The sequence below is a fragment of the Kitasatospora sp. NPDC089913 genome, assembly GCF_044748625.1.
GTDB lineage: Bacteria > Actinomycetota > Actinomycetes > Streptomycetales > Streptomycetaceae > Kitasatospora.
On record NZ_JBIVGI010000046.1, the window covers coordinates 1 to 14,120 of the forward strand.

Sequence of the window (14,120 nt, forward strand, 5' to 3'; positions counted from 1 at the left end):
TCCGGCAATCCCCAGCTCCGCTTTCCACGCTGCCCCATCCCCCGGGTGGGGGGGGCCCCCCCCCGCGGGGGGGCGCCCCCCCCCCCGCCCGGCCCCCCCCCCCCGCCGGGCCCCCCCCCCCCCGTCCGGGTCCGGCCACGCGGCCGGACCCGGAGGTCACACGCACACCATTGTCACCCGAAAGTGGATCAGCCCTGACCGGCGTCGAGGATGTCGACGACGAAGACCAGCGTGGAGTTGGCCGGGATGTCGCCCTGGGCCTGGTCCTTGTAGCCGAGGGAGGCCGGGATGACCAGCTCGACCCGGCTGCCGATGGTCTGGCCCTCCAGGCCCTGGTCCCAGCCGGCGATGACCTGGCCGCCGCCGAGCGGGAAGGAGAACGCCTGGCCCTTGCTGAGCGAGGAGTCGAAGACCTTGCCGTCCTTGAACAGCGCGCCGGTGTACTGGACGAGGATCTTCTCGCCCTTCTCGACCTTGCGGCCCTCGCCCTTGATCAGGACGTGGCTCTTGAGCTCGGTCGGGTCGGCGGCGCCGGGCACCGGGGTGATGTCGGCGGGCTTCTTGCCGTTGTCCTTGACCTGCGGGAAGTCCGCGGGCGGCGGGGTCACGGTGCCGCTGACCACGGCGTCGGGGGCGTTGCTGTTGCGGATGTCGATGACGAAGACCAGGTTGTCCTTCGCCCCGATCGACATGCTGGGGTTGCCCTGGGCGCCGAAGGCGGCGGCCGGCGGGGCGACGACGAGCAGCCGGGAGCCGGCCTTCTTGCCGACGACGGCCTGGTCGAGCGCCGGGATGAGGGCGTCGGTGCCGGCCTGGAAGATCTGCGGCTTGCCCTTGTCGTCGTACGAGGACGGGATGTCCTTGCCGGTGTTCCAGTCCTTGCCGGTGTAGTCGACCGAGGTCCAGGAGTTCTTCTCGACCTTGGGGCCGCTGCCCTCGGAGAGGACCTTCACCACGAAGCTGCCGTCGGCCTGGTCGGCGGGCGGCACCTCGATGGTGGCCTTCTTGCCGAACTCGCCGGTGACGGTCGGCAGCACCTTGGCGCTGTCCTTGATCGGCGGGACGGGCTCGGCGCTCGGCGTGGCCGGGGCGGACTTGGCGGTGTCCGGCTTGGCGGCGGCGCTGTCGTCGGAGGAGCCGTCCTTGTTCACCAGGTACAGGGTGACGGCGCTGCCGATGAGCAGGACACCCAGGACGGTGCCGAGGATCACACCGAGCCGGCCGACGTTGCCGGGGTTCTCGTCGTACCCGGCCTCGGAGCCGTCCTGGCGGCGGACGGTGGACGCGAAGATCTGCGGGACGTCGTCGGTCTTCGTCCCTGCCGTCCGCGGCGCCTCGTCGGTGCCGCCCCAGCCGGCCTGCTGCCGCAGGATCGCCGGGGGGACGATGATCGACTCGCCGTCGCCCGGGAGCGGGCCGCCGGGCCGCGAGTCGGCCGGGTCTCCGACGGAGTTACCGTGCGCGGTGCCGGACCCGCCCGGGCTCGACTCTTTCTCAGACATGACTCCCCATCCATCTCGCCACGAGGTATTCGAGGTCTACGGCCGGCGTGGTGGCGCCGGGGTGCTGTCGCACTGCCCGCCCGGACCCCGGACGCCGGCGGCGCCTACCACAGTGCGAGGGCAGTATGACAGGTCAGGATGAGGGCGGGCGCTTCCGTGTGCGAGCGCCCGCCCAAGCGTACGGAATCCCCCCGGGCCGGAACCAGCCCGGGGGAAGGATCTCCGCGTTCCCCGCGTCGGCGCGGTCCGGCGGAACGTCCGGCGGAACGTCCGGCAGAAGGTCCGGGAAGCGTCCGCCGAGAGGCTCCCGGACCTGACGGACGCTAGACCGCTTCCAGGATGTCGATCACGAAGACCAGGGTGGAGTTCGGCGGCACGGCGCCCTGCGCCTGGTCCTTGTACCCGAGGGCCGGCGGCACCACGAGTTCGACCCGGCTGCCGACGGTCTGCCCGACCAGCCCCTTGTCCCAGCCCTCGATGACGCTGCCGGTGCCGATCTGCAGGGCCTGCGCCCCGCCGTGGCTCCAGGAGGAGTCGAACTGCTGGCCGTTGGCCCACAGCACCCCGGTGTACTGCACGACCAGGGTCTGCCCGGACTTGACCTGCTTGCCCTCGCCCTTGATCAGCACGGCCTGCTGGAGCTCGGTCGGCGGCTCCTGCCCGGCCGGCACGGTGATGGTCACCGCGGCCTTGCCGTTGTCCTTGACCTGCGGCAGGTTGGCCGGCGGCGGCGTCATGGTGCCGGACAGCGTGGCGTCCGGCGGCAGGCTCTCCATGATGTCCAGCACGAAGACCACGGTGTCGCCCCCGGCGACGCCGAGCTGGGTGCTGCCCTGGCTCCCGAACGCGGCGGCGGGCGGTGCGACGACCAGCAGCCGGCTGCCGACCTTCTTGCCGATCACGCTCTGGTCGAAGGCCGGCACCAGCTGGCCGCTGCCCGCCTGGTAGAGCTGCGGCTTGCCGCCGGAGTCGTAGGAACTGGGCAGGTCCTTGCCGGTGGTCCAGTCCTTCGCGGTGTAGTTGACCGTCACCCAGTCGCCCTTGTTGACGGTGGAGCGGTCGCCCTCGCTGACGGTGTTCACCACGAACTGCCCGCTGGGCTGCTGGCCCTCGGGGATGGTGATGGTGGCCTTGCTCCCGAAGCCCCCGCCGGACAGGGTCGGCATCGGCGAGGCCTCGTTCACCGGGGCGGGCACGGTGGGCGCCGCGCTGGGCGACGCGCTGGGCGTGACCTGGCTGGCGGGCTTGGTGGAACTGCTGCAGGCCACCGCCAGCAACAGGGGCAGGGTGACAAGCAACCCGGCGGTGCGGCGCACGGCTTTCCTCACTGTCGGTCAAAGTCGGCTCTCCGGAACCGGCTCCGGACTCGACGGACAGCGTATGCGCAGACGGTGTCCGGTCCCGGGAGGCACCACCGGGACCGGACACCGCGAAGATCACATCGGCGGGGGCACCGCTCCCCCGCTCCCGCACGACGGCGGCGCAGGCCGGACACCGGCACCGCGCCGGCCACCGACCGGCCCTCCCGCCGTCACATGCCGGCGATGAGCTTCTCCACCCGCTCGTCGACGGAACGGAACGGGTCCTTGCACAGCACCGTTCGCTGGGCCTGGTCGTTCAGCTTGAGGTGCACCCAGTCGACGGTGAAGTCGCGGCGCTGCTCCTGCGCCCGGCGGATGAAGTCGCCGCGCAGCCGGGCCCGGGTGGTCTGCGGCGGGATCGACTTGGCCTCGAAGGTCTTGAGGTCGGTGGTCACCCGCTGCGCCTGGTTCTTGGCCTGGAGCAGGTAGAACAGGCCGCGGCGACGGTGGATGTCGTGGTAGGCCAGGTCGATCTGGGCGATCCGGGGGTTGCTCATGCTCATCTGGTGCTTCTCGCGGTAGCGCTCGATGAGCTTGTACTTCATGATCCAGTCGATCTCGTCGGCGACCCCGTCGAGCCGCTCGCTCCGGACCGCCTCCAGGGTGCGGCCCCACAGGTCGAGGACCCGGGCGATGGTGCCGGTGTTGATGCCCTTGCGGTCGGCGAACTCCAGCGCCTTGGTGTAGTACTCCTCCTGGATGTCCAGGGCGCTGGCCTCCCGGCCGTTGGCGAGCCGGACCTGGTGGGTGCCGGTGAGGTCGTGGCTGACCTCGCGGATCGCCCGGATCGGGTTCTCCAGGGTGAGGTCGCGCATGACCACGCCGGCCTCGATGAGCCGGAGCACCAGGTCGGTGGAGCCCACCTTGAGCAGGGTGGTGGTCTCCGACATGTTGGAGTCGCCGACGATGACGTGCAGCCGGCGGTAGCGCTCGGCGTCGGCGTGCGGCTCGTCGCGGGTGTTGATGATCGGGCGGGAGCGGGTGGTCGCGGAGCTGACGCCCTCCCAGATGTGCTCGGCCCGCTGGCTGACGCAGTAGACCGCGCCGCGCGGGGTCTGCAGCACCTTGCCGGCGCCGCAGATGAGCTGCCTGGTCACCAGGAACGGGATCAGCACGTCCGCCAGCCGGGAGAACTCGCCGTGCCGGGCCACCAGGTAGTTCTCGTGGCACCCGTAGGAGTTGCCGGCCGAGTCGGTGTTGTTCTTGAACAGGTAGACGTCCCCGGCGATGCCCTCCTCGTGCAGCCGCCGCTCGGCGTCCACCAGGAGGCCCTCGAGGATGCGCTCGCCCGCCTTGTCGTGCGTCACGAGCTCGGTGACGTCGTCGCACTCGGGGGTGGCGTACTCGGGGTGGGAGCCCACGTCGAGGTAGAGGCGGGCACCGTTGCGCAGGAACACATTGCTGCTGCGGCCCCAGGAGACTACGCGGCGGAAGAGGTACCGGGCCACCTCGTCCGGGGACAGCCTGCGCTGCCCGCGGAACGTACAGGTGACGCCGTACTCGTTCTCCAGCCCGAAAATTCGGCGGTCCATGGGCCATCCATTCTCTGATGGGAGCTGTCCGAAACCGCCTCCGCGGCGCCGTCGGGGCCGCCGCAGGGGCACCGGGGTCCCCGCGGCGGACGTCGCCGGCCGCCGCGGGGACCCCGCAGGCACTACTGGTCGGAGTCGCCCGGCGGGGTGGCCGCCGGCTTCTCCTCGTCGTCCGTCTCGGCGGACTGGTCGCCGTCGAGCAGCCGGGCGAGCTGACCGCCCAGGATCCGCTTGAACTTGCGCTGCTGGAAGCGCTCGCGGTCGAGGACCGCCACCTCCAGCTGGTCGGGGGTGAGGGTGCGCGGGCTGCCGCCGTTGGGGTCGCGGGCGAGCGAGTCCACGGCGACCTTGATGGCCTCGGTGAGCGAGAAGCCGGCCCGGTGGCGCTGGCCGAGGTAGTTGCCGATCGAGTCGGCGTTCCCGCCGACCACCACGTAGTTCTTCTCGTCGACGACCGAGCCGTCCGGGGTCAGCCGGTAGATCTGGTCGTCCTCGGTGCTGCGGCCGACCTCGGCCACGATCAGCTCGACCTCGTAGGGCTTCTCGCCGACCGAGGAGAAGATCGTGCCGAGCGTCTGGGCGTAGACGTTGGCCAGGCCCCGGGCGGTGACGTCGGCCCGGTCGTAGGTGTAGCCGCGCAGGTCGGCGTAGCGCACGCCGCCGATGCGCAGGTTCTCGAACTCGTTGTAGCGGCCGACCGCCGCGAACGCGATCTGGTCGTAGATCTCGGACACCTTGTGGAGCGCCCGGGAGGTGTTCTCGGCGACGAAGACGATGCCGTCGGCGTAGGTGAGCACGACCACGCTGCGGCCACGCGCGATGCCCTTGCGGGCGTACTCCGCGCGGTCCGCCATGGCCTGCTGGGGGGAGACGTAGAACGGTGTCGACACCGGCGGTCGTCCCTTCCTTCTCGGTTGACGGCTAGAGCAGCGGGGCCTGGGGCCCGTTGGGCTGGGTCAGGCGCTGGTCGGTGATGGAGACGGCGATCTCGGTCACCTCGGCCTCGGTGAGCCGGCGGAAGCCGTCCTCGGTGATCAGCGAGACGATCGGGAAGATCTTGCGGGCGAGGTCGGGGCCGCCGGTCGCGGAGTCGTCGTCCGCCGCGTCGTAGAGGGCCTGCACGACCATGGTGGACGCCTGCTGGGCCGTCAGGTCGGCGCGGTGGAGCTTCTTCATCGAGCCGCGGGCGAAGACCGAGCCGGAGCCGGTGGCGGCGAAGCCGCGCTCCTCGGAGCGGCCGCCGGTGACGTCGTAGGTGAAGATCCGTCCGCGGCCGTGGTCGAGGTCGTAGCCGGCGAACATCGGGACGACCGCGAGGCCCTGCATCGCCATGCCCAGGTTGCCCCGGATCATGGTGGTCAGGCGGTTGGCCTTGCCCTCCAGGGAGAGGACGGTGCCCTCGATCTTCTCGTAGTGCTCCAGCTCCAGCTGGAACATCCGGACCATCTCGATCGCGAGGCCGGCGGTGCCGGCGACGCCGACCGCGCTGTACTCGTCGGCGGGGAAGACCTTCTCCATGTCGCGCTGGGCGATCACGTTGCCCATCGTCGCGCGGCGGTCACCGGCCAGGACCACGCCCTTGTCGAAGACCGCGGCGACGATGGTCGTCCCGTGCGGGGCCTCGACGACGCCCTCGGGCAGCCGCTGCCGTCCGGGGATCAGCTCGGGCCGGTAGGCCTCCAGGAAGTCGAGGAACGACGAGGACCCCGGGGTGAGGAAGGCAGCCGGTAGACGCCCGGTGCCACGAGTGTTGGCTTCCACACGATTCCTTCCAGGTAGCTTGAAGCGCGCACTGCCCGACCCTATCGGCCGGGCGATCACTGTCCAGCGGACCCGTGCGCCGGGACCGGGCGGACGGGCGGCTCGCGCCGCCCGTCCGCCGTCATCGGCCGCGACCGTGAATTCCCGGAATGCCCACCGGGCGCCCGGCCGGTTTCCGGTCCGGTTACTGTCCGCCCTTTTGCACGAACTGCCGCACGAAATCCTCGGCGTTCGATTCCAGGACCTCGTCGATTTCGTCCAGAACCGCGTCGACGTCGTCGCTCAGCTTTTCCTGGCGTTCCTTGAGCTCGTCGGAATTCTGCGCTTCCGCGGCCTGCTCCTCGACCTCCTCGGAGGAGCGGTTCGCCCGCTGCTGGCCGCCGCCGGTGTCCTTGCTCGCCATTTACCTCACCCCGCTCGATCATCTGGCACGGTTTGGTCGCTGCTTGCTGCATCGACCCTATACACAAGCTGCGACAATCCGCTTCCGGTTTGCCGGTGGCGCTTCCTGTCCAACACCCGCCGTCCCCCCGGATGATTCCCATTTGCCCGGGCTTCACCCGTGGTGATCGAAAAGTTACCCGCCGGAGAGCACCCGCAGCAGGTCCTCCGCCGTGCGGCAGCGGTCCAGCAGTGCCTTGACGTGGTTGCGGGTGCCGCGCAGCGGCTCCAGGGTGGGGACCCGCTGCAGCGAGTCCCGGCCCGGCAGGTCGAAGATCACCGAGTCCCAGGAGGCCGCCGCGACGTGCTCCGCGTACTGCTCGAGGCAGCGCCCCCGGAAGTACGCCCGGGTGTCCTCCGGCGGCTTGGTGACGGCCCTGACGACCTCTTCCTCGGTCACCAGCCGGTCGAACCGGCCACGGGCCACCAGGCGGTTGTAGAGGCCCTTCTCGGGCCGCACGTCGCTGTACTGGAGGTCGACCAGGGCGAGCCGCGAGTTGTCCCACTCCAGCCCGTCCCGGTTGCGGTAGCCCTCCAGGAGCTCCCGCTTGGCGATCCAGTCCAGCTGCCGGGAGAGCGACATCGGGTCCCGCTCCAGCCGGCCCAGCACGTCCTCCCAGCGGGCCAGCACGTCCACGGTCTGCTCGTCGGCGTCGGTGCCGAAGCGGTCCTCGACGTACTTGCGGGCCAGCTCGAAGTACTCCAGCTGGAGCTGGACGGCGGTGAGCCGGCGCCCGCTGCGCAGCGTGACCAGGTGCTTCAGCGAGGGGTCGTGGGAGATCCGGTGCAGGGTGCGCACCGGCTGGTCGACGGCCAGGTCCGAGGTGATGAAGGCGTCCTCGATCATGGCCAGCACCAGCGAGGTGGTGCCGAGCTTGAGGTAGGTGGAGATCTCGGAGAGGTTGGCGTCCCCGATGATCACGTGCAGCCGGCGGTATTTCTCGGCGTCGGCGTGCGGTTCGTCGCGGGTGTTGATGATCGGGCGCTTGAGGGTGGTCTCCAGTCCGACCTCGACCTCGAAGAAGTCGGCGCGCTGGCTGATCTGGAAACCGTGCGCGGAGCCGTCCTGCCCGATCCCGATCCGGCCGGCGCCGGTGACCACCTGGCGGGACACGAAGAACGGGGTGAGGTGGCGGACGATGTCGGCGAACGGGGTCGCCCGCTTCATCAGGTAGTTCTCGTGGGTGCCGTAGGAGGCGCCCTTGTTGTCGGTGTTGTTCTTGTACAGGTGGATGGTCTGCCCGTTGGGCAGTTCCAGGGCGCGCTGCGCGGCCGCCGCCATGATCCGTTCGCCGGCCTTGTCCCAGAGCACGGCGTCGCGCGGGTTGGTCACCTCGGGCGAGCTGTACTCGGGGTGCGCGTGGTCCACGTAGAACCGCGCGCCGTTGGTGAGGATGACGTTGGCGAGGCCGATGTCCTCGTCCGTCAGCTGGCTGGCGTCGGCGACGTCCCGCGCGAGGTCGAAGCCCCGGGCGTCGCGCAGCGGATTCTCCTCCTCGAAGTCCCAGCGGGCCCGCCGGGCCCGGTGCATCGCCGCCGCGTACGCGTTGACGATCTGGGACGAGGTGAGCATGGCGTTGGCGTTGGGGTGTCCGGGCACGGAGATCCCGTACTCGGTCTCGATGCCCATCACGCGCCGTACGGTCATGCGGCCCTCCTTGCCCCGGTGCGCCGCCCCCGACGGACGGCACACGCTGACGTACCGCTGATCAACACCGACGCCGGGCCGTCTGCCCGCGAACGGTGGGTCGAGCCTAGAACGCCGTACCGACCGGCGGGCCCCGAGACGCGCCGTCCGGCTGCGGGGCCGCGAGGCGCCACAGCCGGACGGGGTGCGTGCGTTCCGGAGGTCCGGAGCGGAGCGGTTACAGGTACTGCCCGGTGTTGGCGACAGTGTCGATGGAGCGGCCGGACTCGGCGCCCTGCTTGCCGGTGACCAGGGTGCGGATGAAGACGATCCGCTCGCCCTTCTTGCCGGAGATCCGGGCCCAGTCGTCCGGGTTGGTGGTGTTGGGCAGGTCCTCGTTCTCCTTGAACTCGTCCACGCAGGCGTTGAGCAGGTGGGAGACCCGCAGACCGCGCTGGCCGTGGTCGAGGTAGTCCTTGATGGCCATCTTCTTGGCCCGGTCGACGATGTTCTGGATCATCGCGCCGGAGTTGAAGTCCTTGAAGTACAGGACCTCCTTGTCACCGTTGGCGTAGGTGACCTCCAGGAAGCGGTTCTCCTCCGTCTCGGAGTACATCCGCTCCACCACGGACTGGATCATCGCGGCGACGGTGGCCTCGAGCGAGCCGTCGTGCTCCTTGACGTCGTCCGGGTGGAAGGGCAGCGAGCCCTTGAGGTACTTGGAGAAGATGTCCTTGGCCGCCTCGGCGTCCGGGCGCTCGATCTTGATCTTGACGTCCAGGCGGCCGGGCCGCAGGATCGCCGGGTCGATCATGTCCTCGCGGTTCGAGGCGCCGATGACGATGACGTTCTCCAGGCCCTCCACGCCGTCGATCTCGGCGAGCAGCTGGGGAACGATGGTGTTCTCCACGTCCGAGCTGACGCCGGAGCCGCGAGTGCGGAACAGCGACTCCATCTCGTCGAAGAAGACGATGACGGGCGTGCCCTCGCTCGCCTTCTCGCGGGCCCGCTGGAAGACCAGGCGGATCTGCCGCTCGGTCTCGCCGACGTACTTGTTGAGCAGCTCGGGGCCCTTGATGTTGAGGAAGTAGCTCTTCCCCTGGGGCCGGCCGGTGACCTCGGCGACCTTCTTGGCCAGCGAGTTCGCCACCGCCTTGGCGATCAGCGTCTTGCCGCAGCCGGGCGGGCCGTAGAGCAGGACGCCCTTGGGCGGGCGCAGCTCGTACTCCTTGAAGAGGTCGGCGTGCAGGTAGGGCAGCTCGACCGCGTCGCGGATCTGCTCGATCTGGTTGGCGAGGCCGCCGATCTGGCGGTAGTCGATGTCCGGGACCTCTTCGAGGACGAGCTCCTCGACCTCGGCCTTGGGCACGACCTCGTAGACGTAGCCGGAACGCGGTTCCAGCAGGAGGGCGTCCCCCGCCCGGAGGGTGGCCTCGCGCAGCGGTTCGGCCAGCCGCACCACCCGCTCCTCGTCGGTGTGGCCGACGACCAGGGCCCGCTCGCCGTCCTCGAGCACCTCCTTGAGGGTGACGAGGTCGCCGATGCTCTCGAAGGCCATCGCGTCCACGATGTTGAGGGCCTCGTTGAGCATGACTTCCTGGCCGCGCCGCAGTTCGTCGAGGGCGACGTTGGGGCTGACGTTCACGCGGAGCTTGCGGCCGCCGGTGAAGATGTCGGCGGTGCCGTCCTCGTTGGAGCTGAGGAACACGCCGAATCCGGCCGGGGGCTGTGCCAGCCGGTCCACTTCCTCCTTGAGGGCCACGATCTGGTCGCGGGCCTCGCGCAGGGTGGAGGCGAGCCGTTCGTTCTGGGCGGTCACGCCGGCCAGGTTGGTCTGGAGCTCGACGATCCGCTCTTCGAGGATTCTCGAATTGCGCGGCGAGTCGGCGAGCTTGCGGCGCAGTCCGGCGATTTCCTGCTCAAGGTACGAGACCTGAGCGGCCTCGTCGGAACCACGAGCGGGCCTGCCGGTGCTGCGGTTGTAGTCGTCATCGTGGGCTGCCACGGTCCTCACCTCCTCCGGGGAGCTGGACGCTTCCAGACCCTACCTGGGACCAGGGGTCCGTAAACCCCTAGATCAAGAAAGATGGAACGGGCGTGTCCGATCTTCGCCCTCGCGTGCTTCCCCTCTGCTAGGGGGATACCCACCGCGCACCGGCCAAAGCGGACCAGATGTATCGTCGATCGAGTCGATATCCGATCGCGACCGACGCCCCAGGTCCGATCGTTGTACGAATGGCGGGAATGCCCCAGGACGGGGCGTCCCGGGACAGAAACGGCGGACGAAACATGTCGGTGAACGGGACGACGGAGGCGGCCGAGCCGCTGGAGGTCTGGATCGACCAGGACCTGTGCACCGGCGACGGCATCTGCGCGCAGTACGCCCCCGAGGTCTTCGAGCTGGACATCGACGGCCTCGCCTATGTGAAGGGCGAGGACGACGAACTGCGCCAGCAGCCGGGCGAGAGCGTGCCGGTGCCGCTGACGCTGCTTCAGGACGTGGTGGACTCGGTGAAGGACTGCCCCGGCGACTGCATCCACGTGCGCCGGGTCAACGACCGGGTCGAGGTCTTCGGACCCGACGCCGAGTAGGCCGGTACGCGCCATAGGGCGTGTCTTCAAACCCCCGCCGTCCGCCCGAAGGGCGGGCGGCGCGGCGTTGGGGTGCGTGCATCGGCGGCGCCGAGGAGAGAGTCCATGCGGTGGGGGCACCTCCCGGCCGAAGGCTGGGGGCCATCGGGGACCGACGAGAAGCCGGCGAGGTGCGTGCCCCGGCGTCGCCCCGCAGGCGCGGGTTTGAAGACACGCCCTAGGTGAGGGCCAGTGGGGCGGCGGTCTGGGAACGGTCCCAGGCGCCGCCCTTGTGCGTCCAGGTGAGGTCGAGCGAGATGTCGGGGGCGAAGCGCGGCACCTCGTCGCTCGAATACCCCTGCGCGTGGCCGGTGATGGCGCCGTCCGAACGCAGCGCGAGCCGGCTGACGATCAGGTTCTCGCGCTCCGAGAGCAGGGTGGCGAGGACGGCGGGACGGCCGCCGGGGCCGGGGCCGAGCAGGAAGACGCCGTCGGGCGGGGTGCCGTTCCCGGCCGCGCAGTGGGCGGCGGCGACGGTGCCGGGCCGGCCGTCGCCGAGGTCGGCGGCGAAGCTGACGGCTATGGTCACCGGGAACGGCCCGCAGTCGAGCGGGAGTTCGGCCCGGGCCGGATCGGGCGCGGCGGCCGCGGGCAGGGCCCTGGGGGTGGGCCGGGCGGGCCCGGTGGTGCCGCCGGCGGGACCGGCGGCGAGCGCGGCCGCCACAACGGCGGCGCAGCCGCCCACCGTGACGCCCCAGTGCCAGGGGGTGGTGCGCTCCCGACCGGGGCCGGTGCGGCCCGTCGCGGTGCGCTGTCCAGCCGTCGTCCCGACCGCGGTCTCCACCAGGCGTCCCCTCCAGTGGTCTGTGTGAGCGAGCATCGTCCCACACCGGGGCGGCCGCGAGGTGTCACGGGTGTGCGGGAACGCGGGAGGGGTGGTACGGCATCGCCGTACCACCCCTCCGGACGGTGTCTCAGCCGAGGTCGACCTGGTCGGCGCTCTCGGCGCGGGCGGCGGCCCGGGCGGCCGCGCGCTCCTGCAGGGTGGGCTCGGGCGCCCCGTTGTCGTACTCCTCGCCGTAGGCGCCCTTGGCCGGACGGCGGCGGCGCAGCGGCGGCTCGACGCCGTCGGCGAGGCGCCGGGCGGTGAGCAGGAAGCCGGTGTGGCCGATCATCCGGTGGTCCGGGCGGACGGCCAGGCCCTCCAGGTGCCAGGTGCGGACCATGGTCTCCCAGGCCTGCGGCTCGGTGTAGGTGCCGTGCTCGCGCAGCGCCTCGACGGTCCTGGACATCTGCGTGGTGGTGGCGACGTAGCAGCAGATCAGGCCGCCGGGGACGAGCGCCTTGGAGGCGACGTCCAGGCACTCCCAGGGGGCGAGCATGTCCAGGATGACGCGGTCGACGTCGTTCTCGACCAGGTTGTCCTGGAGGTCGCCGACGGTGAGCTTCCACGCCGGGTGCGGGCCGCCGAAGTAGCGCTCGACGTTGGACTGCGCGATGTCGGCGAAGTCCTGGCGGCGCTCGTACGAGGCGAGCAGGCCGGTGTCGCCGACCGCGCGCAGCAGGTACGTGGACAGCGCGCCGGAGCCGACGCCGGCCTCGACCACGCGGGCGCCCGGGAAGATGTCGGCCATCGCCAGGATCTGCCCCGCGTCCTTGGGGTAGATCACGGCGGCGCCGCGCGGCATGGACAGGACGTAGTCGGGGAGCAGGGGGCGCAGCGCGAGGTACGGGACGTTCCCCGTGGTGCGCACGACCGTGCCCTCGGGGGCGCCGATCAGCTCGTCGTGGGGGAACGCACCCTTGTGGGTGTGGAACTGGTTCCCGGCCTGGAGCGTGAACGTGTAGTGGCGGCCCTTGGGGTCGGTCAGCTGGACCTGGTCCCCGACCTGGAAGGGCCCGCGTCGGCGGGTGGCACCGGTCGGTTCGGACATGCGGACAATCCTAAGGGAAGCGCGCCGTCCGCCCGACCAGGTGATCGTTCCGGCGGTGCCGGAGCGTCGCCGCCGGGGCGCCGGAGCGTCGCTCCCGGGGTGCCGGAGGGCCGCCCCCGCCCCGCCGGACGGCCGTCTCAGCGGCCGCTGACGGCCGCCGTCAGCCGCTGTTCGATGTCGGTGAGCGTGGCGACGCCGAACACCCGTCCGTCCGCCTCGACCACCAGGTACTCCCCGGCGGGAGTGGCCCGGACGGCCCGCAGCAGGTCCTCGCCGGCGAGGTCGGCGGGGAGCCGCAGCCCGGGTTCGAGGTCGCGGGCGAGCGGGCCGACGGCGACCCAGGGGCGGCGGTGCTCGGGGACGGCGCGCACGGCGGACTCGCGGACCAGGGCGATCGGCTCGCCGCGCCCGTCGACCACGACGACGGCGCCGGCCTCGGCCTCGTGGGCGCGCCGCATGGCCTCGCCGAGCGGGGTGTCGGCGGTGACCTCGACGGCCCGGCGGGCCAGGTCGCGCAGCCGCAGGCCGGGCAGGACCTCCTTGAGCCGGGCGTTGCGCAGGGCGTTGGTGGCGCCGTTCCAGATGATGGCGGCGAGCACGGCGGCGAGCACGGCGTCGACCAGGGTGTCGGTGCGGCTGCGGTCGAGTTCGCGGGCGGAGCTGACCAGCGGCAGGCCGATCAGGACGGCGACGGCGAGCGCCCGGCCGGCCCAGGCGGCGGCGACGGTGCCGGTCATCGGCCGGCCGGTGACCGCCCAGACCACGGCGCGCAGCATCCGGCCGCCGTCGAGCGGCAGACCGGGCAGCAGGTTGAAGGCGGCGACGACGAGGTTGGAGACCATCAGGCCGGTGAGCAGGACGCCGGGGACGGTGGACAGCTCGACGGCCTGGAGGGCGAGGTAGAACACGCCGCCGAGGACCAGCGAGAGCAGCGGGCCGACGAAGGCCAGCCAGAACTCGCGCCAGGGGCGTTCGGCCTCGTTCTCGATCTCGGAGACGCCGCCGAAGAACTGCAGCTGGATCCGCCGCACGCCGAGCTCGTAGCGCAGCGCGACCAGGGTGTGGGCGAGTTCGTGGATCAGTACCGAGCCGTAGAAGGCGACGGCGAAGAAGAAGGCGAGCAGGTAGCGGGCGGCGCCGAGCTCGGGCAGGACCCGGTCGAGCTGGCCGCCGAAGACCCAGGTGATGAGGGCGGCGATGACGAACCAGGACGGGGTGACGTAGATCGGCACGCCGAAGGGGCGGCCCATCAGGATGCCGCCGCGGGGCTCCGGGTCCTCGGGCGGCGGGGTCCCGGGCCGGGTGCCGCTGTCGTGCGGTGGCTGGTCGGAGGTCCGCCGGCCACTGGAGTCGCTCACCGTGTTCCCTTCGTCCGTCTGCCACCGGCGCGC

Annotated in this window: 12 protein-coding genes; 1 reads left to right on the forward strand and 11 read right to left on the reverse strand. The window is 71.2% G+C overall.

Annotated elements, in window-relative coordinates; all coding sequences use genetic code 11:
• Window positions 1-188 precede the first annotated feature (188 nt).
• The 8 genes from ACIPYS_RS37930 to arc form a co-directional block, all read right to left on the reverse strand.
• A complete protein-coding gene (locus ACIPYS_RS37930; protein WP_093862733.1) occupies window positions 189-1,502 on the reverse strand; it encodes an FKBP-type peptidyl-prolyl cis-trans isomerase in 1,314 nt (437 codons plus the stop codon).
• 323 nt (window positions 1,503-1,825) lie between these two features.
• The gene (locus ACIPYS_RS37935) at window positions 1,826-2,818 is read right to left on the reverse strand and encodes an FKBP-type peptidyl-prolyl cis-trans isomerase (protein ID WP_093862732.1); all 993 of its coding nucleotides are present in this window, start codon (window positions 2,816-2,818) and stop codon (window positions 1,826-1,828) included.
• Between the two features lie 215 nt (window positions 2,819-3,033).
• The gene (pafA, locus tag ACIPYS_RS37940; protein WP_093862731.1) at window positions 3,034-4,395 is read right to left on the reverse strand and encodes a Pup--protein ligase; all 1,362 of its coding nucleotides are present in this window, start codon (window positions 4,393-4,395) and stop codon (window positions 3,034-3,036) included.
• A 122-nt stretch (window positions 4,396-4,517) separates the two neighbouring features.
• Window positions 4,518-5,285: a proteasome subunit alpha gene (prcA, locus tag ACIPYS_RS37945; protein WP_093862730.1), complete on the reverse strand. Its 768-nt coding sequence runs from the start codon at window positions 5,283-5,285 to the stop codon at window positions 4,518-4,520.
• A 31-nt stretch (window positions 5,286-5,316) separates the two neighbouring features.
• Window positions 5,317-6,156: a proteasome subunit beta gene (gene prcB, locus ACIPYS_RS37950; protein ID WP_093862729.1), complete on the reverse strand. Its 840-nt coding sequence runs from the start codon at window positions 6,154-6,156 to the stop codon at window positions 5,317-5,319.
• Between the two features lie 184 nt (window positions 6,157-6,340).
• The gene (locus ACIPYS_RS37955; RefSeq protein WP_030299936.1) at window positions 6,341-6,559 is read right to left on the reverse strand and encodes a ubiquitin-like protein Pup; all 219 of its coding nucleotides are present in this window, start codon (window positions 6,557-6,559) and stop codon (window positions 6,341-6,343) included.
• Between the two features lie 174 nt (window positions 6,560-6,733).
• On the reverse strand, window positions 6,734-8,245 hold the full coding sequence (gene dop, locus ACIPYS_RS37960) for a depupylase/deamidase Dop (RefSeq protein WP_093862728.1): 1,512 nt from the start codon (window positions 8,243-8,245) through the stop codon (window positions 6,734-6,736).
• Between the two features lie 217 nt (window positions 8,246-8,462).
• Window positions 8,463-10,229 carry a proteasome ATPase gene (gene arc / locus ACIPYS_RS37965; RefSeq protein WP_400754932.1) on the reverse strand — a complete coding sequence of 589 codons (1,767 nt, stop codon included), beginning with the start codon at window positions 10,227-10,229 and terminating at the stop codon, window positions 8,463-8,465.
• Window positions 10,230-10,519: 290 nt separating this feature from the next.
• Between arc and ACIPYS_RS37970 the strand changes: the two genes are divergently transcribed.
• Window positions 10,520-10,816: a ferredoxin gene (locus ACIPYS_RS37970; protein WP_375983339.1), complete on the forward strand. Its 297-nt coding sequence runs from the start codon at window positions 10,520-10,522 to the stop codon at window positions 10,814-10,816.
• Between the two features lie 217 nt (window positions 10,817-11,033).
• On the opposite strand, the gene ACIPYS_RS37975 is transcribed toward ACIPYS_RS37970, so the two are convergent.
• The 3 genes from ACIPYS_RS37975 to ACIPYS_RS37985 form a co-directional block, all read right to left on the reverse strand.
• Window positions 11,034-11,639, reverse strand: a complete 606-nt coding sequence (locus ACIPYS_RS37975) for a hypothetical protein (protein WP_400754936.1) — start codon at window positions 11,637-11,639, stop codon at window positions 11,034-11,036.
• A 130-nt stretch (window positions 11,640-11,769) separates the two neighbouring features.
• Window positions 11,770-12,729, reverse strand: a complete 960-nt coding sequence (locus ACIPYS_RS37980) for a tRNA (adenine-N1)-methyltransferase (protein WP_093862724.1) — start codon at window positions 12,727-12,729, stop codon at window positions 11,770-11,772.
• Window positions 12,730-12,866: 137 nt separating this feature from the next.
• Complete coding sequence (locus tag ACIPYS_RS37985) at window positions 12,867-14,087, reverse strand: site-2 protease family protein (protein ID WP_400754940.1); 1,221 nt, start codon at window positions 14,085-14,087, stop codon at window positions 12,867-12,869.
• Window positions 14,088-14,120: the final 33 nt, after the last annotated feature.